Here is a 22,696-nt window from a genome sequence, read left to right as displayed (position 1 = left end):
AATAAAGGAGTTAATTATGGAACTAGATTATAAAAAATTAGCTAAAGAAAAGAAAGATGACATTCTAAGAGATCTAGGTGAATTAATTGCAATTGATTCTGCCGAAAATTTAGATGAAGCAAGTAAGGAATATCCTGTAGGACCAGGACCTGTTAAAGCAATGAAGAAGTTTCTCTCATTTGCTAAACGTGATGGCTTTGATACAGAAAACTTTGATAACTATGCTGGTCGTATCAATTACGGTGAAGGCGATAAGCGTGTAGGTATCATTGGTCACATGGATGTTGTTCCTGCTGGTGATGGCTGGAAGACTGATCCTTTCAAAATGACTATCAAAGATGGCAAAATCTACGGTCGTGGTAGTGCTGATGACAAGGGGCCATCTCTTGCTGCATACTACGGTATGTTAATTTTAAAAGAACATGGTTTTGAACCAAAGAAAAAGATTGACTTTGTTGTAGGTACTAATGAAGAAACCGATTGGGTAGGAATTGAATACTACCTTAAGCATCAACCTGCACCTGATGTTGCTTTCTCACCTGATGCAGAATTTCCAATCATTAACGGTGAACAAGGTATTGTAACTTTAAAATTAGACTTTAAAGATGACTTTAACGAAGGTAGCGTAAAACTTTGGACCTTTAATGCCGGTATTGCTGCTAACGTTATTCCCCAAACTGCTACTGCTCAATTAAATGGTGAAGATTTAGAAAGCATCAAGCCTAAATACGACTTATTCCTTAAAGAACATAATCTCGAAGGTAAGTTTGAAATGGTCAGTGGCCGCGCTCTTTTAACTTTAACTGGTCAAGGTGCTCATGCTTCTGCTCCAGAAACTGGTCGTAACGCTGCAACCTACCTTGCTTTATTCCTTGATTCACTTGATTTTGGTGGTCAAGTTAAGAACTTCCTCCATTTTATTGCTACTGTTGAACACAAAGATTTCCATGGTGAAAAATTGGGTATTGCTCACCATGACGATTTAATGGGCGATATTGCAAGTTCACCTTCAATCTTTAAAGTAGAAGGCCAAGATGCTTACATTTTGAACAATGTCCGTTACCCTCAAGGTACGAATCCCGAAAAAATGTGCGAACAAATCAATGAAAAATATGGCGATATTTTAGTTGCACGTGTTAATGGTAAAAACGAAGCTCCTCACTATGTTCCAGTTACTGATCCTTTAGTTCAAACTTTACTTTCAGTATACGAAGAACAAACAGGTAAAAAGGGCCATGAAGTAGTTATCGGTGGCGGTACTTATGGTCGCTTATTTGAACATGGGGTAGCTTTTGGTGCACAACCTGAAGGTGCTCCTTTAGTAATGCACCAACCTAATGAATATATGAAGGTTGACGATTGGATTGATTCAATTGCTATTTATGCCCAAGCAATCTATGAATTAACTAAATAATTTTTATAATATTGCTACAATTCAAAAAAGGACGGTTAATTAACCGTCCTTTTTGCTATAATAAGGAAAAGTACATTATAAAAAGGAATTTATTGTGAAAAATTTAAAAGAAAAATTTATTAATTTCTTGACGGCTGGTCCCAAAGTTAATGAATTAGCTCAAGAATCTGATGAAAGCAAACTATCTTTTTACGCGGGAGTAACTTATCTTACTCTCCATCGTATTTTTCATTATGCTTTTGCTATTTTAGCCTTTATTATTTTTTTACTTGTAGGCTTTGGTAGTGGCTACGCTGTTGGAATCGTACGGCAACCCCCTATTCCAACTGTAAGTCAACTTAATCGACCAATTAATCATGCCCAAAGTTCCGCTACTTTATATTATTCTGGTAACCAAAAAATTGCCAAAGTTAATTCTGATATTAAAGTTGACAAGGCGAGTGATGAAGAAATTACACCGTTAATCAAAAAGGCAGTCACTGCTACCGAAGACGAAACTTTTTACGAACATAAAGGTGTGCTTCCCAAGTCATTAGTCAGAGCTGTTATTTCAGAATTTACGGGAATTGGTGTCCAAACGGGTGGTTCAACGCTAACGCAACAACTGGTAAAAATGCAATTTTTGACTAGTCAGACTACTTGGCGTCGCAAAATAACTGAAATGTTTTATGCACATAAACTTGAACAAAACTTCTCTAAGGATACGATTTTACGCGCATATTTAAACTCTGCACCTTATGGTAAAAATAATAATGGTGAAAACATTAACGGAATAAAAACTGCTGCTCAAGGAATTTTTGGTAAAGATCTAAATGATCTGACCTTACCTGAAGTCGCTTTTATCGCTGGCTTACCACAAAGTCCTTCTGTTTATACTCCTTATACAGTAAACGGCAAGCTGAAAAGTAATATTTCCTTGGGTATGCGCCGTAAAGATATTGTTTTATTTAGAATGTATCGTAATGGTGATATTACTAAAGAACAATATGAATCTGCTAAGAAATACGATTTAACTAAAGATTTCTTAAAACCAGGTAAAGCAAAGAAACAAAAGAAACAAAATTCATACTTATTTAATTTAGTGATGAATAAGAGTTCAGAGATAATTGCTGATGATTTAATTCAGCAAGATGGACTTAATCCTTCGGATGTAAAAAAGGATACCAACCAATATAATCAGTATCTAGCAAATGCAACCCAATTATTACACGAAAAGGGTTATACAGTTCATACTACGATTCGCAAACCACTTTACCAGGCAATGCAGACTGCAGTAAAAGAATCTAATCTGGGTGAAAGTCATACTAGTGAAGATTATGACCAATCCACTAATAAATACGTGAACACAACTGAAAACGTTGAAAATGGTAGTGTTGCTATCGATAATGAAACGGGTGCAGTTTTAGCCTTTTCCGGTGGTGTTGATTTTAAAAATTCACAGATAAATCATGCCTTTGATACTTATCGTTCTCCTGGTTCTTCAATTAAGCCTTACTTAGTATATGCTCCTGCAATTGAACATAAAATTATTTCTAGTCAAACTGCAATCGCCGATTTCCCTAAAAATTATGGAAATTATATTCCAACCGATTACAATATGACGATTGAAAACCGCTTTATTCCTGCACAAGAAGCGTTAGCAAAATCATATAATCTTCCAGCAGTAAATATTTATAATAAACTTCTTCATACACGGGGTATTGATGAACAAGCAACTATGAAGAAATTAGGTTTGAACCTTAGCAAGAGTGAATACGAAAACCTTGGATTAGCTCTTGGTGGTACCGATTATGGTTTCTCAGTTGCTGATAATGCCAGTGCCTTCTCTAATTTCTACAATAATGGTAACCGCAGCTCTGCTTACTACATTGATGAAATTACTGATCCTACTGGTCGCGTGCTCTATAAACACCACACCAAAAAGACCAAAGTCTTCTCTAAAGGAACTACCTATATCATGCAAAAGATGTTACACCAAGTGGTTGCCAGTGGTACTGCATCAAGTCTCAAGAGTTCATTACAATTTAGCACTAAGAGTTTAATTGGTAAAACTGGTACAAGTAATGATTACCGTGATATTTGGTTCAACGGTGCGACTCCTGGAGTAACTATCTCAAGTTGGATTGGTTATGACAATTTCTATGGCCACTCTTACACCTTAGATACTAACTCAAGTGAAACCAATCTTCAGTTATGGGCTAATATTGCAAATGCTTTATACCAAGAAGATCCATCAATCTTTAATCTTAGCAAGAAAATGCCTAAGCCAGATAGTGTTTATGAGAATCGAGTGGTAAAGAAAACAGGTACGCTTCCTGGTACGGTTAACTTTGATGGTGAAGATTACCGTATTTCTGGCAAGAAAGTTACTGCTTTAAGCTTATCCCCTGCTCCTGAAGCTAACAGTGAATTTGGTATAGGAGCTTCTCATAAAGATTACCGCTTATTCTATGATTATCTTGATGATATGGATAATGATTATGGCAAAACTCTGATTTATACTGGAAAGACAATTTCTAAGAAACGTAACTTAGATGATCTCTTTGCAGTAGCAAATGGTAACCCTTCTAATGATGAATATTACGGCAAAGAAAGTAACGTGAATAGCAAGGGCTCCTCTACTTCAGAAAGAAATATTGGTGCAAATGACCAGCAAGCTAATTCCGGACAAGGTAGTTCGGGAAATGGTAATGGTAATAAATCTAATGACACAAGCAATGCTGCCGATGCCTCAGTTTCAAACAATGAAGCAGCACCCTCTACTAATGCAGATAGTGCTGAAGCAGCAACGGAAAATAATCAAGTCTCGGAAAATAACGGGCAATAAAAAAGAACGGAAGCTAACTTCCGTTCTTTTTATTATCTAATTAAAGAGTCGTCTTACCTCTTAATAAAAGATAAGGAACCTTGATATTTTTGTCCTCGACTGTTTCATTATTCATTAATTTAGTCAACATTCTCATTGCCATAGCACCAATATCATAAAGAGGTTGTTGGACTACAGTTAGTTGAGGATTTACCAATTTGGCTACATTTGTTGATCCAGCTGAAATAATTTCTAATTGCTTTGGGATAGTCATTCCCTTTTCTAGGGCTCCATTGATAATACCACCTGCAGTCATATCTTTTAGCGTAATAACTGCATCAATCTTATCTTGTCTTAATTGATCAACTAAGTTATAACCATCCTCATAGGTTGAGATATCACTATAAACATGATTATTACTCAATTTATGCTCTTGAGCAAATTGATTAAATGCAGGAATTAATTCCTTGCTACTTAAATAAGTTTCAGGATTATTTAGAACAAGAGCAAAGTTTCTTTTTCCATTTTGATAAAAGATTTCAAGTGACTCTTCTACTGCCTTTTTATAATCAATTGCAACACTACCAAATGTTTCCTTATTTTCAGATAAAGTGCCTGCTAATACTACGGGAATTTTTGATCTTAATAAAGTTTCTTTACCCTTTTCAGAAATTTGATCAGCCATATAAATAATGCCGTCAACTTGTTTATTAAGTAAGTTTTGAATTACATGATCATCCCCGACTAAAGTATTTCCAACACTAGATAAAAGAATATTGTACTTATATAAAGTTGCAATATCATTTATTCCTTGAGATAGCTCTGCAAAGTGTAAGTTAGAAAAGTCAGGCACAATAAGTCCAACAGTAGTTGTCTTTTTCGAAGCTAGACCTTGTGCGACAGCATTTGGTTGATAGTGGAGACGCTCTATTACTTTAAGTACACGATCTCGTGTTTCCTTACGAACATTATTATTGCCGTTTACAACACGTGAAACAGTTGCCATCGAAACTTTAGCTTCGCGGGCAACATCATAAATTGTAACTTCCTGTTTTTGCATCCGTTTTCACACTCCATTCCTTCTTAACTTATCAATAATACTTCTTCATTGCAAGTTTTATCATGTAATTTCAAACTTCTTTCGCAAAAATTATGCTATACTCACCTTAACAAGTTAATCCAAAAAGGAGCTATTCTATGAAAAATCTTGATAAGTTACAACAATGGTTAATTGATACCAATAACGATGTTGCCTATATATCAGATCCACTTAGTATCAATTATTTTACTGGTTATAGTATGGAGCCACATGAAAGAATTTTTGCATTACTTGCATTTAAAGATGCTCCAGCATTTATTTTTGCTCCAGAGCTTAATGTTGAAGAAGCTAAGGCTTCAGCATGGGATGGTGATGTTTATGGCTATCTTGATCACGAAAATCCTTGGGAAAAAATTGCAAGTTTAGTCAAAAATAAAGTCAATTCTGTTGCAAATATTGCGATTGAAAAAAATCATCTATCTGTTGATCGCTCTGAACAATTAAAAATTGCTTTTCCTAATTCAATTTTCGCTGCCAATGTTTCGCCTTTTATTGCAAAGGCACGTTTAGTTAAAACTGAAGACGAAATCAAACAACTGAAGGCTGCAGGAGAGGAAGCTGATTTTGCTTTCACTGTTGGATTCGATGCTTTACGCAATGGAGTTACCGAACGTTACGTTGCCGGACAAATTGATTATCAATTAAAACTCCAAAAAGGTGTTATGCATACAAGTTTTGAAACGATTGTACAGGCCGGTAAAAATGCAGCTAATCCTCACCTAGGTCCTACTATGAACAAAATTGAGCCTAACGAATTAGTTTTATTTGATCTTGGAACCATGCATAATGGTTATGCATCGGATTCAAGTCGTACAGTAGCTTATGGTACTCCGACAGATTTAGAAAAGGAAATCTACGAAGTAGACCGTGAAGCCCAACAAGCTGCTATCGATGCTGCAAAACCTGGAATCACTGCTGCAGAACTTGATGCTGTAGCTAGAGATATTATTACTAAAGCTGGCTATGGAGAATACTTTATACACCGTTTAGGTCATGGTATTGGCTTAAATGTTCATGAAGAACCACAAATTATGGAAGGCAATGACATTGTCCTTCAAGAGGGAATGTGTTTTTCAATCGAACCCGGTATTTACATTCCAAATGTAGCAGGAGTCAGAATTGAAGACTGTGGTGTTGTAACTAATCATGGCTTTGAAACCTTTACCCATACTCCGAAAGACCTAAAATATATTCCGGCAAAGGATTAATAGAATGACAAAAAGGACTGAAGTCAATATCTACTTCAGTCCTTTTAATTTACTGGATAAAGAAAGTGATTAATTCTTATCAGCTTCGGCATTAGATAAATCAGAAACAGCATTCTTATCAGCTTTTTCGTCTTCACCTAAATCATCTGCAGAGCCATCAATGACAATATCGTCAAAGTCTTTCAATTCAGAATCATCATCAACACTCTTTGGGAAAGATTTTAATTGAGTTCTGAGCACTTCAGTTCCCTTATTATATTTTTCCTTTAAATTTTGAATTTTATCATTCTCTGAGATTTTCTTTTTTAATTCATCTTCGGTATCATCTGGAAGAAACATTGATGCTGCAATTAAACCTGCACCCAAACCAACAATACTTCCTAATGCAAAACTAAATACTTTTTTCATAATGCAAGATCTCCTTTATAATTTAATCTTCACCATTTCTACGTTTACGTCTAGCAAAAATTCGGCTTGTTAATGAACCTAAAATGCTAAAGCTTCTTCTTCTAGCATGATTTTTTGCCATGCGGTTTACCAAATCTTTTGAAGATTCATTAATTCCGGAAACGCTTCGACCTAAATCTGCTGCTGCTTTAACAACTGGATCAAGATCTTCAGACTTTTTATTTATATCAGCTAATAAATCATTACTTTTATCAAGTAAATCCTCTGTTTGCTTCATTAATACTGAAGCTTGAGCAGTGAGCTCATTAATAGTTTTATTTGTACTATCTAAAGTTACATTTACTTTATTAATTGTTTTTACTGACTTAACCAATATTGGAAGTGTAAATAAAACTAAAATAAGAAAAGCAATAGCAGCAATTAATCCAGCTAGAGCACCAAATGAAATAGTCATAAATTACCTCCATCAATAATTCCTATTCACTTTAAAGTCTAGCATTAATTAATTAAGCAAGCAATGAATAGCCTCCGATAATTTGATATACTACAAACATCAAAGTAAAGGAGTTATGAGATGAATTATTCTTCATTTGTTTCAAAATATAAAGCAACTTCCAACAAAATTTCCCCCATTGATTGGGATGATGTTGCTCATAATTTACTGGGAAAGACAATTCAGCTTGCAATTACCTCAGTAATTTTCTTAATAATTTGGCGAATTGGGAAAACTCTCATTGCAAAATATGTCATTAATAATTCTAAATTTAAGAATAAAATTACTGGTCGAAAGCGCACCCTCTCTGAGCTTTCAATGAATATTTTTCAATATACCCTACTCCTGTTTTATTTATATAGTGTACTTTCAATTCTCGGCTTACCTGTTGGAACCTTAGTAGCCAGTGCTGGAATTGTTTCCCTAGCTTTAGGGATGGGTGCACAAGGCTTTGTAAGCGATATGGTAAATGGCCTAGTAATTTTAAGTGAAGGCCAATTCGATGTTGGAGATATTGTCAAAATTGGAAATTATACTGGAACCGTACAAGCTCTTGGCTTACGTACTACTCGCCTTAAAAACTATGATGGAACTATTACTTATATTCCTAATCGCAATATTACCGTGGTTGAAAATGTAACTCGAGGTGGCATCGGAGTCGATATTAACCTCCAAGTAAGTGTAACTACCGATTTACATGAATTAAACCAAATTATTGAAACCACTAATGAATTGCTTAAAGGCACTTTTAAACGAAGAATAAAAAAGGGCCCAACCATCGTTGGTCTTACAGGACAAAATGGTAATATTTTAACTTATAATATTCACTTCCAAGTAGTATCAGGCTGGGAAGCCAAAGTTAAAAATACTTATCTTAGTGAATATATTAAAGCTCTAAAAAAACATAATATTGCACTAAGCTAAAAATAAAAGTGGAAGAAAGTTTTATCTTTCTTCCACTTTTTTACTTAGTTAATTTTTCCATCTTTTGCCACCAAGCTGGTAGTTCAGCTAATAATTTTCTTAGAGCCTGTCCTCGGTGAGAAATACTATTTTTTTCATCAGTTGTCATTTCAGCAAAAGTTTTGCCTTTATTAGGGACAAAAAATAATGGATCATAACCAAACTTCCCTTCACCCTGAGGATAAGTAAGAATTCGTCCTTTAATCTCGCCCTCAGTCACTAGATCATCATCAAAATGTTCTGGCCATGCAACTACCATCGTCGTATGAAAAGTAGCTGTTCTTTCTTCTTCTGGTACTCCACCTAATTCTGCTAATAACTTGGCATTATTTAAGGCATCATTATGAGCTTCTCCAGCGAAACGGGCGGAATGAACTCCGGGTGCACCATTTAATTTATCTACTTTAAGTCCAGAATCGTCAGCAAGAGTTGGTAAATTACTAAACTCTGCTAAAGCATGCGCTTTTAATTTGGCATTTGCTAAAAATGTTGTGCCACTTTCAACAACTTCAGGTGGATCAACTAAGTCGCGGTTAGTGATGACCTTTAAAGGAAAATTTGCCTTTTTTAGTGCTTCAGCTACTTCTTTAGCTTTATTTTGATTATTGGTAGCAAATAATAAGGTATCTGGTTTCATTTTAACTTCCACTTCTTTTAATCATCAACATGCTTAGATTGAATAGAAGAATCTTCCATCCATTTTTGTGCCAATTTGTTAAATTTCTCTGTATTAGTAGCGGTAGTAAAGTATTCATGCTCAGCTTTTCCCTGAGCAAGCATATTATCGCGTTTAAGAACATTATATGTATACTGAGCCACTTGATCAGCAGGATCTAGAATTTGCTTTGAGGGGTCTAAATTAGCCTTAATTTCATCCATTAATAGTGGATAATGAGTACAACCTAAAATTAAAGTATCAAAATCTTGATCTTTGATTTCCTCTATTCCTTTTCGGACAACTGCAAGTTTCTCTTTTTCATCGGGATCAGTTTCAACTAAAGGAGCCCAGAGAGGTTGTGCATATTCTTTTACTTCAATTTCTGGGTTGCGGCCCTTAACTTCTCTTTGATATGCATGGCTTTCTGTCGTTACAGTCGTACCTAAAACAGCAACTTTTTTATTTTTTGTTTCTCTTGAAGCTGCTAATGCTCCTGACTGGATTACCCCAATTAATTGAACTGGTACTTGTTTTTGAATAATTGGCATTGCTACTGCAGTTGCGGTATTACAACCAAAAATAATAACTTTAACATCTTTTTTCAATAAAAAATCAACGCTCGCCATTGTCAAATCAATGATTTCTTTTTCACTTCGATCCCCATATGGCATATGAGCTTGATCACCTATAAAGATAGTGGATTCATTAGGTAATTTCTTGATTACCTTCTTCAAAACCGTCAATCCACCTAAACCTGAATCTAATACTCCAATTGGACGATTATCCATCAGTTAACTCCTTCACTATATATTGAAGAGAAAAATATTTTCTACTTTACTTATTTTAGGTTAAAATACTAAAGAAGACAAAAAGGAAATGAAATTATGGCAGACAATCAAGAACACTTATATTTTTTAAATTCACTATATCGAGATACTATTTTACCGCAAATCTTAGGTCAAGATACAGAGCAAATTCTTTATTGGGCTGGTAAGCATGTTAGTCGCAAATATGATCTTTCAAGCGTGACTGACCTGCCTGAATTTTTTGATATGGCTGAATTTGGTACACTTAAAATTCTCAAAGAACGAAAAAGATCAGCGTCATTTGAACTTTCTGGTCAAATTGTGCAAGATCGTATTGCCAGTGGGAGTGATGAATTTTCTCTAGAATGTGGTATTATCGCTGAATGTATCGAAAGACAAAATGGAACTCCTACTGAAGCTGCAGCAAGCGTAAACGAAAAAAAGCAAACCGTTGAAATTACGGTTCAAACAGATTAAGAAAAAGGCACTGACGTGACGTCAGTGCTTTTTCTTAATCAGTATATTGATCTAAAATTTGTTCTAACTTTTCTTTTGGAGTGTAACCAGTTAAACGGTCAACAATCTTGCCATCCTTCTTAATAATTAAAGTTGGAATAGCCATAATACCAAGTTCTTTTGCAAGATCTTGGTTTTGGTCAACATCAACTGACGTAAATTTTACATCATCCATTTCTTGAGATAATTGTTCAATTACTGGAGATTGCATTTTACATGGACCACACCAAGTTGCCCAAAAGTCAGTTAATACAACACCTTCACTGGTTTCATTTTCAAAAGATTTGTCATTAATTTCTTCAACCATAAGACATACCTCTCTTTTTAACTTCTAAAATATTTATACCTATATTCTAACGCTTTACTTACTTTTTGCAAGTGAAAAGCTTTATTTAAATTCAACAATAGTTGCCCCTGTTCCACCTTCATTAGCTGGAGCATAACCAAAGCTTTTAACATGCTTATTGCGTTTAAGATATTGCTGCACACCCTTACGAATAGCACCTGTACCAATACCATGAACAATAGTGACGCTATTAAGTCCACTTAAAAGAGCTGAATCAATATAGCGATCCAAGTTTGTCATTGCTTCATCATAACGCTGACCACGAAGATCTAATTGGGAGTGGGCATTGTGAGAACGTAACCCTCTACTTGAACGAACAGAAACCTCAGTCTTTTTCTTTTTACTATTAGTAGTCCCTGTTTTTTCAATATCACGATCACTAACTTTTAATTTTAAAATGCCAATTTGTACTTCGTAGTCATGTTCACTTAGCTTCTTAGTAATCTGACCAGATTGACCATACGAGAGTACTTTCACCGTATCTCCAACATTTACATGATGGCGTCTCTTTTCACGCTGTAGTACTCTATTTTTAGCTAAATTAGAGCTTTCTCTTTCTAAACTATTAAGTGCACCTTTGGCATCAATTACCTTATTAGTTCGGACCATCGCGCCAGATTTTTGTTGCTGTTCTAAGTCAGCGATAATCTTATCTGCTTTTTTACGTTTTTTCGCTACAAGTTCATTTGCTTTTTCTTGAGCATTCTCTAATTGCTTATTTACTTGTTGATTGTACCAATCTAGGCCATCTTGAAGCTGCTTTTTCAGATTTTCACTCTGGCTAACGTCTTTTTCCAAACGTATCCGTAAATCTTCTGCCTGCTTAGTTTGTTCAGTTAACCGATCAATCATATGATTAATATCACTGTTTTCATCTTTAACTAGATTCTGGGCATTAGCAACAACCTGCTCATCCATTCCTAGTTGTTTAGCAATAGCAAAGGCATTACTTTGTCCAGGCACCCCAATTCTTAATTTATATGTTGGTGAAAGTGACTCTAAATCAAATTCCATAGATGCATTAGTTGTCCGAACTCTGTTATAACCATAAAGCTTCAATTCTGGATAGTGCGTAGTAACCGCAATTTTACAACCAGTTGCTTGTAAATCATCCAAAATTGCAATTGCAAGACTAGCACCTTCTTCAGGATCAGTACCAGCACCTAACTCATCAATTAATACCAAATCTTGCGCATTTGCCTGGTTCATAATCTTGATAATTTGATCCATATGAGAAGAAAAAGTACTCAAAGACTGTTCAATTGATTGCTCATCACCAATATCAGCATAAATTTCGTTAAAGACGCCTACTTTACTACCTTCCTCAGCTGTAATAAATAAACCTGACTGTGCCATTAATTGAAGTAGCCCCATAGTTTTAAGGGTGATTGTTTTACCACCTGTGTTTGGCCCGGTAATTAGCATGGTATCAAATTCTTCTCCTAATTCGATATCATTAGCTACGACTTTTTTAGGATCAATTAAGGGATGACGTGCTTTACGCAAATTCAAGACTTGATTATTTGTTAAAACTGGCTCTGTTGCTTTCATTGCTTTAGCCAATTTGCTTTTTGCACTCAAGAAATCCAACTGTGTCAATACTTCAGCATCCGCTGCAATTTCAGTAATAAAATCAGCCGTAAAAGCAGATAATTCTTTTAAAATATTTCTAATTTCTTGACGCTCTTCTGCTTGTAAATTTTGCTGGCGATTATTGATGGTTAATACTGATTCCGGTTCAACAAAAATAGTTTGACCACTTGCACTTTGATCATGAATCACGCCGCCGAATTTATTTTTATAAGCTTGTTTTACTGGAACAACATAACGGCCGTCACGAATAGTAATAATTTGTTCAGATAAATACTTAGAGTTATTTCCCTTAATAAAACTATTCATCTTATTCTTGATTTCATTTTCATTAGCTTTAAGGGCACGACGAATTTTACTTAAAGCTACTGAGGCTGAATCAAGCACCTGCCCATCGCTACTAATTGCTTTAGCAAGTTTTTTATACAAATCTTCGGGAACTATTAACTTATCTAGATATTCCCTAATAGGATCAGTATCAATTTCTCTATCTTCAAAGTCAGCTCTAAAATTATTTACATCTTGTGTTAGATCCAAAACTAAAAAAATATTTCCTAATTCTTCACCGTTCAAATCAGCTTTAATTTTCAATCGTTTCAAACTAGGTTTAACGTCAATAAAATCTGTAATTGGTAAGGGGCCCTTAATACGCAATATATTGCTTAATACCTGTGTTTGAGCAAGCATTTTATTTACTTCTTCATAATCTGAACTTGGTAATAAATCAAGAGCTGCTTTTTTAGCTGGACTAGTAATTGCAAAATCACTTAATTGACTAGTAATTCGTTTATATTCTAATTTTTCAATAATTTTTGGATTCATTTTTATACCTACTAAAAGAGGGCCCATAACCGGGACCCCCACTTTAAATTGCATTGATAAATAAATTTATAAAGAAATTTGATAACCCTGGCGTATAACGCAAAATACTATTAGCTAAGATAGATTTACCTAGCGCACTCTGTAACCCAGGAGACGGAATAGTTGCTAAGATAAATAAAAATAAATAAACTCCAATTTGAGTAATAATTAAAGCAATTAAAATACTTGCTAAAGTATTAATTTCCTTATTTATCTCAACGAATTTTAACTGATTAAATCCATGCATAATTATGCGCCAAATACCATAGAAAAATAGCAAGATAATGACAAAAGCAATAACTGCATAGAATGACTTATCTAAAGTTAAACCAGTAGTTTGATCAAAAAAGGCAAACCTGCTGCGATCATTTGCTGAAGGATAAGGTATCCACAAGGTCAATAATGAACTAAATGGTTTATAAAAAAGTACTGCAATTATAAAACTTATTAAATATCCTAAAGCACTTAGTCCTTCATATGCTAGGCCGCGACGGTAACCAACATAAAGGCAATAAACATATATTAAAATAATGAAAAATGAAAACATATTTTTTCCTTTTACTAAAAAAGACTAGCTAAGCTAGCCTTTTCTAGCACTCTATTCTCCACTTAAGCGATCATCTGATAGAAAAGTATTTAATACTCCTTGCACCATGTTCCATTCGTCATCATTAGTAATTTCATGAAGATCAGAACTTGTTACATCACCATCTCCATCTGCATCGTAAGAAAATGCTTGGACTTCCACATCATCATCTTCACCAATGGCAGCAGGATAAAGTAATACGTAAGACTTCCCGTAATCTTCTGAAGTAAAAGTAAATAATACTTCAAACAATTCTTCATTACCATTTTCATCAACTAAAGTAATTTGTCGTTCAGAGTCTTGATTATTTATTTTTTCACTCATTGTTTAGTTTATCCTTTCTAGTTCGTTCCAAATAATTCTGTAAAATAAGCACAGCGGCCATCTGATCAATGACTTTTTTTCTTTCAGTCCGATCATGAATCCCAACCTCTTGGACTAAAACGCGATTTGCTACCTTGGTGGTTAAACGTTCATCTTCGTAATATACTGGCAAAGCAAACTTATCTTTTAATCTTTGACCATAATTCTTACTTCTTTGGACTGATTCTCCATTTGTTCCATCCATTTTTTTGGGTAATCCTAAGACAAAACCGTCAACTTGAAATTTGCGAACTAGCTTTCTAATTCGTTTCATCCCAAAATTCATTTTAGTTTCATCAATCGGAATCGTTTCTACTTCTTGAGCAGTAATTCCTAAAGGGTCACTAATCGCAACGCCAACAGTTTTACTACCCACATCTAGTCCCAGAAGACGCATTATTTATCTTTACCTAAATAGCTTTTAACTAATTCCTCAATAATTTCATCACGTTCATGTCTCAAAATCAAGTTACGTGCATCATTATGACGAGGAATATAAGCGGGATCGCCTGAAAGTAAGTACCCTACAATTTGATTAATTGGATTATAGCCCTTTTCTTCCAAAGCGGCATAGACTTCTTGTAAAGTATCATAAATATTTTTACCTTTATTTTGATTAAAATCAAAATGCATAGTTTTATCTAGCGAACTCATAGAACTCCTCCCATCTAACTAATCACTATTAATTTTACTTGATATTAAAACGTAACTCAATTAATTTTGTTTTTCTTCAATATCTTTTAATACTTGGGCAATGGCATCATTTAAACCAGCTGGATTCTTACCACCTGCTTGAGCCATATTTGGACGGCCACCACCGCCACCGCCAAATAATGGAGCAGCTTGTTTAATTAAATCACCGGCTTTAAGACCAGCTTTTAGTGCCTTATCTCCTAAGCTAATAACCATATTAGCTTTACCATTTACTTCCGCAGCTAAGACTAAAATATCAGATTTATCTGCACTCTTCCAGTTATCAGCTAATTCACGTAAATCATTCATGCCTTCAACATCAGCTACTTGGACGATTACAGTAAGGTCTTTGACTTGCTTGACGTCACTAAATAAATCGCCAGCTTTAGCTTGATTAATTTGTGCCTTTAATTGCTCAACTTCTTTTTGACTTGCACGTAAATCATCTTCAATTGAATCAATCTTAGTCTTAACATCTTCAACCTTAGTAGCCTTAACATCATTTTGAATTTCTTTTAAGATTTCATCATGATCAGTCATATATTGGTAAGCTTCAGGGCCAGTAACAGCAATAATTCTACGAGTACCAGCACCAACAGCAGATTCTGAAACAATCTTAAACATACCAATTTGAGCAGTATTTTCACTATGAGTACCACCACAAAATTCAGTTGAAAAGTCATCGATCTTAACTACTCGAACAGTATCGCCATATTTTTCACCAAATAAGGCCAATGCTCCCATCTTCTTACCAGTTTCTGGATCAGTTACAGTAGTTTCTACTGGAATTTCTTCCCAAATCTTCTCATTAACTAAACGTTCAACATTATCAATTTCACGTTTGGTCATTGGTTCTAAACTTGAAAAGTCGAATCTTAAGTAATCAGGTTCCACTAATGACCCAGCTTGGTGAGTATGATCGCCTAAAACTTCACGAAGTGCTGCATGAAGCAAGTGAGTAGCAGTATGATTATGTTTAAGGCCACGACGACGTTTTTGATCGACCTTAAGGACATATTCTTCGCCTTTCTTAAGTGGCAAGATCACATCAACAAAATGTAAGTTTTGATCATTAGGTGCATGTTGGACATCTGTTACTTTAGCTACTAATTCGCCGCTTTGGTTATAAATATCACCATGATCAGCAACTTGTCCCCCACGTTCTGCATAAAATGGTGTCTTATCAAAAATCAAAGTTGCAGTTTCACCATCAGCACTATCTACTAATTTGTCATCCACAACAATATCAATTAATTTGGCATGATCTTCTTCTAACTTACCGTATTCGAATTCACTCTTATCTTTAATATTCATTAAAGTAACATCTTGTGAACCCATTGATTGTAAGTTACCACGAGCATTACGTGCACGTTCTTTTTGTGCCTTCATTTCAGCATCAAAGCCAGCCTTATCAACTTTTAAGCCAGCGTCTTCAGCAGCTTCAACAGTTAATTCATATGGGAAACCATAAGTATCAAATAACTTGAAGGCGTCTTTTCCTGAAATAGTCTTATCGTCATTTTCTTTTGCTTGCGCAATTAAGTTGTCAAGTAAGTTAAGACCAGATGAAAGTGTTTCTTGGAATCTTTCTTCTTCGTTCTTGATTACTTTTTGAATAAAGTCTTCTTGTTCTACAACTTCTGGATAGTGACTCTTCATAATTTCGCCAACAACTGGAACAAGTTTATATAAAAATGCGCCTTTAATTCCTAAACGTTGACCATTCAAATCAGCACGTCTAATTAAACGACGTAAAACATAACCACGACCTGAATTAGATGGAAGTGCACCATCACCGATTGCAAATGACACTGTACGGACATGGTCAGCAATAATCTTAAATGAAATGTCATCTTCGGCATTTGCACCATATTTTTTACCATCACTTAACTTTTCAGTTTCACGAATAATTGGCATAAATAAGTCAGTCTCAAAGTTAGTTGGTGCATCTTGAATAATTGATACAACACGTTCTAAACCCATACCGGTATCAATGTTTTTATGTGGTTGATCAACATATTTGCCATTTGGTAAGTGATTATATTGTGAAAATACGATATTCCAAATTTCAAGATAACGCGCATTTTCACCACCAGGGAAGTTTTCTGGATCATCTTCAGCTACGTCGTTATTTTCTTGACCACGATCATAGAAAATTTCTGAGTCAGGACCACATGGACCTTCACCAATATCCCAGAAGTTTTCTTCTAATTTAACAATGTGATCATCTGGTAAGCCAACAACATCATGCCACATGTGGTAAGCATCAGTATCTTTTGGATAAACAGTTACATAAAGCTTATCCGGATCTAAACCTAACCATTTTGGACTAGTTAAAAATTCCCATGCCCATGGAATAACTTCTTTTTTAAAGTAATCACCAACAGAAAAGTTACCTAACATTTCAAAGAAAGTTTGGTGACGGGCAGTTTTACCAACATTTTCAATATCATTAGTTCTAATTGATTTTTGTGAAGAAGTTAATCTATGGTTCTTAGGAACAACGGAACCATCAAAATACTTCTTCATGGTTGCAACACCTGAGTTAATCCACAATAAAGTTGGATCATCTTGTGGAATTAATGATGCACTAGGCATAATTGTGTGTCCATGTTCTTTAAAGAAATCTAAGAACATTTGACGAACTTGAGAACTGGTTAATTGTTTCATCGATTTTCTCCTAAATAATAAAAAACACTGTTTGCATGCCAAGGACGCTTAAAGCGCGGTACCACCTTGATTGCAACAGTGTTTGTTACCTCTCAATTATTTCATTATTAAAGGATAGGGAGCATCCCTCAAGCTAACTTTAAGTTTTCTCACCATCAAACTCTCTCTTTGAAAAGTTAAACTTGGAGACATATCCTAAGCTTTCTCTATTTTACTACAAATTAAAAAGACTGACCAAATTAATTATTTTCACGTGCACGATCACGTTCACGCTTACGTTTTCTTTTTGCTTTACGCATTTCGTGACGCTCTTCTAACTTACGTTTTTGGCGACGATCTTCTTGAATCGCTTTTTGAATCTTTTTCTTATATCCCGGCTTACGTTTAGCTTTAGCTTTTTTAACCATACCACGGATATTGTTATCAAGTTTTTGAGTACGTACGCGACGATTATCACGACGGTGATAGTGGGTACGTTCAACTAACTCACCATTTTTTAATTCTTTAAAATCAAAGTTGATCCCTAATTTTTCGAGATCTTCAATGTCTGGCATTTCATCGTCATAGATCAATGTGATTGCATGACCAGGTAAATTATTTCTACCTGTACGCCCAATGCGGTGAATTACAAATTCCAAATCTTTTGGAATTTCATAGTTAACTACCAAACTAACACCAGGAATATCAATTCCCCGAGCTGCTAAATCACTTGCTACTACATATTGATACTGACCTTCGCGTACTTGACGGATGGTTCTTTTTCTCTCACGTTCGGTAATTCCACCATGAATTTTCGCTACTTTAAGGCCCTGATTTTCTAGATAATCTGCTAATTCATCAACCGTCTTTTTAGTATTAGCAAAAGTAACGGCTAAATAAGGTTGGCCCATAGTTAACAGCTTATATAGCAGTTCTTTTTTATCGCCAGAACCGACATCAATTAAATCATTTTGAATTGTTGGCGCAATAACAGTTGGATTATCAATTACAATAAATTCTGGTTTAGACATGTATTTACGTAAAAAGTTTTCCAACTTAACTGGAATAGTTGCTGAAAAAGCACTTAGCAAGGTCTTAGATGAAAGCTTGGCCATCACTTGATCCATTTGGCCTAAAAAGCCCATATCTAAAGTCATATCAGCTTCATCGATTACAAAAACTTTAACATTTTCTAAGTTAATAATCTTTTTAGAAACAAAATCATGTAATCTTCCTGGAGTTGCAATTACTAATTGGGGAGCCTTATTTGAAGCTTTTTCGATTTGACGATTGCGGTCATTACCACCACCAAGATATTCAATTGAAATATTTAAGTCAGAAGCTTCTTTTAGTTGACGAGCCACTTTATATAATTGATTAGCTAGCTCACGACTAGGTGCAGTAATTACTGCTTGAGTAACGGGAGCTGTTTCATCAATCATATTAAAAATTGGAATTAAATAAGCATGAGTTTTCCCAGAACCAGTAGCGGCTTGAACTACCACATTTTTATCTGTTAATAATTCAGGAATAACTTTTTCTTGAACCTTGGTAGGCTTCTTAAATTTAATTTTTTCTAAGGCGTTTTTTACCTCAGGTCTTAATTTTTCACTTTCAAAAATATTATTTGTTTGTGCCATTTTCTTGTTGATACTTTCTAGTAACTTCTACAAGTTCTGCAAATACTTGCTTTACTTCATCCATATCCTTAGCATTAGCACCACTTGCTAAAGCATGACCGCCACCATCATGTTTTGCAGCTAATTCATTAATTACAGGACCCTTTGAACGATAGTGAACCCGATAAGTGCCATCTGGTTTTTCCACAAAAACATTCCAGGCAATTACGTCTTTAATGCGGCCAGGAGTTGAAACAGTTACCGATGCTTGATCACCAGTTACACCTAGATCTTTCAGATCTTGTTGAGTTAAAACTGCATAAGCTGCACCAGAAGGATCTACAATCATTTCATCCATTGCCTTAGCTTGTAATTTAGCTTGTTCAAAAGTTACATCACTAATATTACGGGCAATTTCATTAATATTAATGCCTGTCTTAGCCAATTGCGCCACTATTTCAAAAGTCTTAGCAGAGGTTTCTGGATACATAAAACGACCAGTATCTCCTACGATTCCTGCATAAAGTGGATAAGCAATATCTGGAGTAATTTCCATCCCTTCTGCATTTAAAAATTCTGCAATAATTTGTGAAGCTGCAGGAGAATCGGGATCGACATAACTCATATCTGCATAAGGATCAACATCTGGATGGTGGTCAATTTTAATTAAGAAATCACCTTTATCATAATTTTTGTTAGAAATACGTGGTGTATTTGCAGTATCCGTTGTGATAACTAAAGCACCTTGATAATCCGCTTCTGATACATCATCCATCGTATTAATCCAAGCAAGATCGCCTTCATCGTTTTCACCTGCAAACAAAATTTTCTTTTCAGGAAATCTTGCCTTCAAAGCACGACCTAAGCCGGCTTGGGAACCTAGTGCATCTGGGTCAGGACTAGTATGACGATGCAAAATAATTGTTGGATATTCTTTTATTTTTTCATAGATTTCATCAAAAGTTGCCACTATCATTACTCCTTAGTTATAAGTTCTATTTTTATTATATTTTACTAAAATTATTATTCAGTTGTAAAAAGATCTAAACTTATCTCTTCATATTGATTTGTTTGCAAGTCAGTTGTTGATAATCCTAATAAGCGGATCCCTTGAGTTAAAAAATTATCTACACTTTTAAAAAGTTCTTTTGCAGTTTGAAAAATCTCAATTGCATCATTAGTGGGTTTTGTTAATTTTGATCTTTTAGTTACCGTTTCAAAATTATTATTTCTAACTTTGATTACTAACGTTTGCGCTAAAAAGTTTTTCTCTTTTAATTTTTTACTCAAGTTTTCACTATATTTTCTCAAAGTAGTTAAGGCTATATTCTCATCAAAAATATTAGGTTCAAAGGTCCGTTCAGTTCCGATTGACTTCCGCTGTCGCGTACTATTTACCGGTCTTAAATCAATTCCCTGAGCATGTTGGGCAATAAAATATCCCATTCTTTTAAAACGCTCAATCAAAAATTTAACGTCCAAATTTTGTAAATCAGCTCCAGTAAATATTCCCATACTGTGCAATTGTTCTTGCGTTTTCTTACCAATTCCTGGAAAAGCTTCAATTGGTTGCTGAGCTAAAAAATCCTCTGCTTCTTCTGGTAAGATAATTGTTCTCCCAAAAGGCTTAGCAAATTCTGAACCCATTTTAGCTAAAAATTTATTATAGCTAACTCCAAACGAAGATGTTAATCCAGTCTTCTTAAAAATTTTTTCTTGCAAACGGGTTGCTAAAGTAACTGCTGAATAAACTCCAAGTTTATTTTTGGTTACGTCCAAATATGCTTCATCTAAAGCAACTGATTCTACTACATCCGTTAACTCATACATTAATTCATGAATTTGAGCTGAAACAGCTCGATACTTTTCAAAATTTGGTCTGACAAAAGCAATTTTATCCTTGGGAACTAAGCGTAAAGCCTTCATGGTTGGCATCGCAGAGTGGACACCATATTGGCGTGCAACATAATTTGCGGTCGCAACTACACCATGACCATTTGCTTTTCGTGGATCTTGTCCCACAATTAGTGCCTTTTTAGCCAAAGCAGGATTATCACGCATCTCCACAGATGCATAGAAAGCATCCATGTCTAAATGGATAATCTTTCTTTTAGTATTATTACGTGGTAATAACTCTTTCATTAACGATAAATCCACTTATCGGTAGGATTTTCAAAAATGTTATTAGCACTTGCTGGGCCAAATGAACCTGGCTTGTAAGTTGCAGGCTTCTTTCCTTCTTTATTTAATTCGCTCCATGCAGCTTCAATAGCATCAATGAACTTCCAATATTGCTTTAATTCAGCCCAATGAGTGAAGTTAGTATTATCACCAACTAAAATATCATGAATTAAACGTTCATAACCATCTGGAATCTTGTCTAACTCTGCTTGTGAATAATTGAATTTCAACAATTCCTCTCTTAAACCAGAACCAGAAACCTTCTTACCATTAATTGTAAAAATTATTTCTTTACTTGGATCCACAATAATTGTTAAGACATTTGGCTCTGTAGTCCCATATGAATTCTCTACTTGTTTTAAGACTATATCAATGCGGGTTACTTTTTCTTTTAATTCTTTTCCAGTACGGTAATAAATTGGTACACCTGCAATTGGACCACGCTTAAATTTAACCATCCCGGCAGTATAGGTTTCTGTATTTGAGTTTGGATCTACTTGGTCTTCTTCTAAATAAGCAGGGTTATCTTTTCCTGCTTCATATTGACCCCGGACAAAGTGTTCTTCAACATCTTTTTTAGTTGGAATTTCTAGACTATCCAAAAGATCTTTTTTTGCTTGATGGATATCTTGAGAAGTTAATTTCTTTGGTTCAGGCATTGCTAATAAAGTAATAATTTGGAAAATATGATTTTGAACCATATCACGCAAGGCACCTGACGTATCATAATAACCACCACGAGTCCCCACACCTAGGCTTTCGCCTACCGTTACTTGGATATTTTGAATTACTTCAGCATTCCAACTATTTCTTACTAAAGGATTAGTCACCCTAAAAGGTGTAATATCAAGCACCATTTCTTTACCTAAATAATGGTCAATGCGGTAAACATTTTCTTCATCAAAGCTTCCTTGAATTATTTTATTTAATTCTTCTGCAGAAGCTAAGTCATGACCAAATGGTTTTTCGACTACTAAACGGTTAAATCCTGAACCAACTAAATGTTGATCATTAATATGTGAGGCAATTGTACCAAAGAATCTTGGAGCCATTGCCATATAGAAAATACGGTTACCTTGAGCGTGATACTTTTCATCTAAATCTTCTGCTAACTTTTTCAAAGCAATATAGTGATCAATATCAGTCACATCATGAGATTGATAATAAAAATGAGAGGCAAAATTTGCTGCAGCTTGTTCATCATAGTGCTCATTACTTTCACTGATTGCTTGTACAACTTGTCCCCTTAAGTATTCATGACTCCACGGACGACGAGCAGTACCAATTACCGCAAAATTATCCTTGATCAATCCTTTTTCATATAAATTAAATAAAGCTGGGTACAATTTACGGTGAGCTAAATCTCCTGAACCACCAAAAATAATCATTACTACAGGAATGTTATTCATTTTATAGTCCCCCTTTAAATACTACTTG

General features: G+C 34.9%; 21 protein-coding genes. 5 read left to right on the top strand and 16 right to left on the bottom strand.

Annotation, left to right across the window (positions count from 1 at the left end; all coding sequences use genetic code 11):
• Window positions 1-16 precede the first annotated feature (16 nt).
• Together pepV and FP432_RS07955 are read left to right on the top strand one after the other, a co-directional pair.
• On the top strand, window positions 17-1,414 hold the full coding sequence (pepV, locus tag FP432_RS07960; protein ID WP_265488787.1) for a dipeptidase PepV: 1,398 nt from the start codon (window positions 17-19) through the stop codon (window positions 1,412-1,414).
• Window positions 1,415-1,508: 94 nt separating this feature from the next.
• Window positions 1,509-4,241, top strand: coding sequence for a transglycosylase domain-containing protein (locus FP432_RS07955; protein ID WP_265488786.1), 2,733 nt, complete (start codon window positions 1,509-1,511; stop codon window positions 4,239-4,241).
• Window positions 4,242-4,281: 40 nt separating this feature from the next.
• Here the strand turns inward: FP432_RS07955 and FP432_RS07950 are convergent, their stop codons facing one another.
• Window positions 4,282-5,280 (bottom strand): substrate-binding domain-containing protein, encoded by a 999-nt coding sequence (locus tag FP432_RS07950; protein ID WP_265488785.1) that lies wholly within the window; start codon window positions 5,278-5,280, stop codon window positions 4,282-4,284.
• A 137-nt stretch (window positions 5,281-5,417) separates the two neighbouring features.
• On the opposite strand from FP432_RS07950, the gene FP432_RS07945 reads away from it, so the two are divergent.
• The gene (locus FP432_RS07945; protein WP_265488784.1) at window positions 5,418-6,527 is read left to right on the top strand and encodes a M24 family metallopeptidase; all 1,110 of its coding nucleotides are present in this window, start codon (window positions 5,418-5,420) and stop codon (window positions 6,525-6,527) included.
• A 69-nt stretch (window positions 6,528-6,596) separates the two neighbouring features.
• On the opposite strand, the gene FP432_RS07940 is transcribed toward FP432_RS07945, so the two are convergent.
• Both FP432_RS07940 and FP432_RS07935 read right to left on the bottom strand, forming a co-directional pair.
• Complete coding sequence (locus FP432_RS07940; RefSeq protein WP_265488783.1) at window positions 6,597-6,935, bottom strand: DUF1269 domain-containing family protein; 339 nt, start codon at window positions 6,933-6,935, stop codon at window positions 6,597-6,599.
• Window positions 6,936-6,957: 22 nt separating this feature from the next.
• Complete coding sequence (locus tag FP432_RS07935) at window positions 6,958-7,389, bottom strand: DUF948 domain-containing protein (protein ID WP_265488782.1); 432 nt, start codon at window positions 7,387-7,389, stop codon at window positions 6,958-6,960.
• Between the two features lie 120 nt (window positions 7,390-7,509).
• Between FP432_RS07935 and FP432_RS07930 the strand changes: the two genes are divergently transcribed.
• Complete coding sequence (locus FP432_RS07930; protein ID WP_265488781.1) at window positions 7,510-8,352, top strand: mechanosensitive ion channel family protein; 843 nt, start codon at window positions 7,510-7,512, stop codon at window positions 8,350-8,352.
• 40 nt (window positions 8,353-8,392) lie between these two features.
• Here FP432_RS07930 and FP432_RS07925 read toward each other — a convergent pair whose 3' ends face one another.
• Both FP432_RS07925 and murI read right to left on the bottom strand, forming a co-directional pair.
• On the bottom strand, window positions 8,393-9,028 hold the full coding sequence (locus FP432_RS07925; RefSeq protein WP_265488780.1) for an XTP/dITP diphosphatase: 636 nt from the start codon (window positions 9,026-9,028) through the stop codon (window positions 8,393-8,395).
• Window positions 9,029-9,045: 17 nt separating this feature from the next.
• A complete protein-coding gene (gene murI, locus FP432_RS07920) occupies window positions 9,046-9,837 on the bottom strand; it encodes a glutamate racemase (RefSeq protein WP_265488779.1) in 792 nt (263 codons plus the stop codon).
• Window positions 9,838-9,933: 96 nt separating this feature from the next.
• Here murI and FP432_RS07915 point away from each other — a divergent pair, with 96 nt between their 5' ends.
• The gene (locus FP432_RS07915) at window positions 9,934-10,332 is read left to right on the top strand and encodes a YslB family protein (protein WP_265488778.1); all 399 of its coding nucleotides are present in this window, start codon (window positions 9,934-9,936) and stop codon (window positions 10,330-10,332) included.
• A 34-nt stretch (window positions 10,333-10,366) separates the two neighbouring features.
• On the opposite strand, the gene trxA is transcribed toward FP432_RS07915, so the two are convergent.
• From trxA to zwf, 11 genes are all read right to left on the bottom strand, one after another.
• Window positions 10,367-10,678 carry a thioredoxin gene (trxA, locus tag FP432_RS07910; protein WP_265488777.1) on the bottom strand — a complete coding sequence of 104 codons (312 nt, stop codon included), beginning with the start codon at window positions 10,676-10,678 and terminating at the stop codon, window positions 10,367-10,369.
• 81 nt (window positions 10,679-10,759) lie between these two features.
• Window positions 10,760-13,129 (bottom strand): endonuclease MutS2, encoded by a 2,370-nt coding sequence (locus FP432_RS07905; protein ID WP_265488776.1) that lies wholly within the window; start codon window positions 13,127-13,129, stop codon window positions 10,760-10,762.
• A 43-nt stretch (window positions 13,130-13,172) separates the two neighbouring features.
• Window positions 13,173-13,715 (bottom strand): CvpA family protein, encoded by a 543-nt coding sequence (locus tag FP432_RS07900; protein ID WP_265488775.1) that lies wholly within the window; start codon window positions 13,713-13,715, stop codon window positions 13,173-13,175.
• Window positions 13,716-13,766: 51 nt separating this feature from the next.
• Window positions 13,767-14,078, bottom strand: coding sequence for a DUF1292 domain-containing protein (locus tag FP432_RS07895; RefSeq protein WP_265488774.1), 312 nt, complete (start codon window positions 14,076-14,078; stop codon window positions 13,767-13,769).
• The gene (gene ruvX, locus FP432_RS07890; protein WP_265488773.1) at window positions 14,071-14,514 is read right to left on the bottom strand and encodes a Holliday junction resolvase RuvX; all 444 of its coding nucleotides are present in this window, start codon (window positions 14,512-14,514) and stop codon (window positions 14,071-14,073) included. Before ruvX ends, FP432_RS07895 begins: the two co-directional genes overlap by 8 nt.
• On the bottom strand, window positions 14,514-14,771 hold the full coding sequence (locus FP432_RS07885) for an IreB family regulatory phosphoprotein (protein WP_265488772.1): 258 nt from the start codon (window positions 14,769-14,771) through the stop codon (window positions 14,514-14,516). Before FP432_RS07885 ends, ruvX begins: the two co-directional genes overlap by 1 nt.
• A 60-nt stretch (window positions 14,772-14,831) precedes the next feature.
• Window positions 14,832-17,480: an alanine--tRNA ligase gene (alaS, locus tag FP432_RS07880; protein WP_265488771.1), complete on the bottom strand. Its 2,649-nt coding sequence runs from the start codon at window positions 17,478-17,480 to the stop codon at window positions 14,832-14,834.
• 239 nt (window positions 17,481-17,719) lie between these two features.
• Window positions 17,720-19,099 (bottom strand): DEAD/DEAH box helicase, encoded by a 1,380-nt coding sequence (locus FP432_RS07875; protein ID WP_265488770.1) that lies wholly within the window; start codon window positions 19,097-19,099, stop codon window positions 17,720-17,722.
• Window positions 19,083-20,048: a DHH family phosphoesterase gene (locus FP432_RS07870; protein ID WP_265488768.1), complete on the bottom strand. Its 966-nt coding sequence runs from the start codon at window positions 20,046-20,048 to the stop codon at window positions 19,083-19,085. Before FP432_RS07870 ends, FP432_RS07875 begins: the two co-directional genes overlap by 17 nt.
• 53 nt (window positions 20,049-20,101) lie before the next feature.
• Window positions 20,102-21,220, bottom strand: coding sequence for a DNA polymerase IV (dinB, locus tag FP432_RS07865; protein ID WP_265488766.1), 1,119 nt, complete (start codon window positions 21,218-21,220; stop codon window positions 20,102-20,104).
• Entirely contained in the window at window positions 21,220-22,668 is a 1,449-nt protein-coding gene (gene zwf, locus FP432_RS07860) for a glucose-6-phosphate dehydrogenase (protein WP_265488765.1), read from the bottom strand. The genes dinB and zwf overlap by 1 nt, the downstream gene beginning before the upstream one ends.
• Window positions 22,669-22,696: the final 28 nt, after the last annotated feature.

The sequence above is a fragment of the Lactobacillus sp. PV034 genome (genome assembly GCF_014522305.1).
Lineage (GTDB): Bacteria > Bacillota > Bacilli > Lactobacillales > Lactobacillaceae > Lactobacillus.
This window is presented reverse-complemented; position numbering and strand designations above follow the sequence as displayed.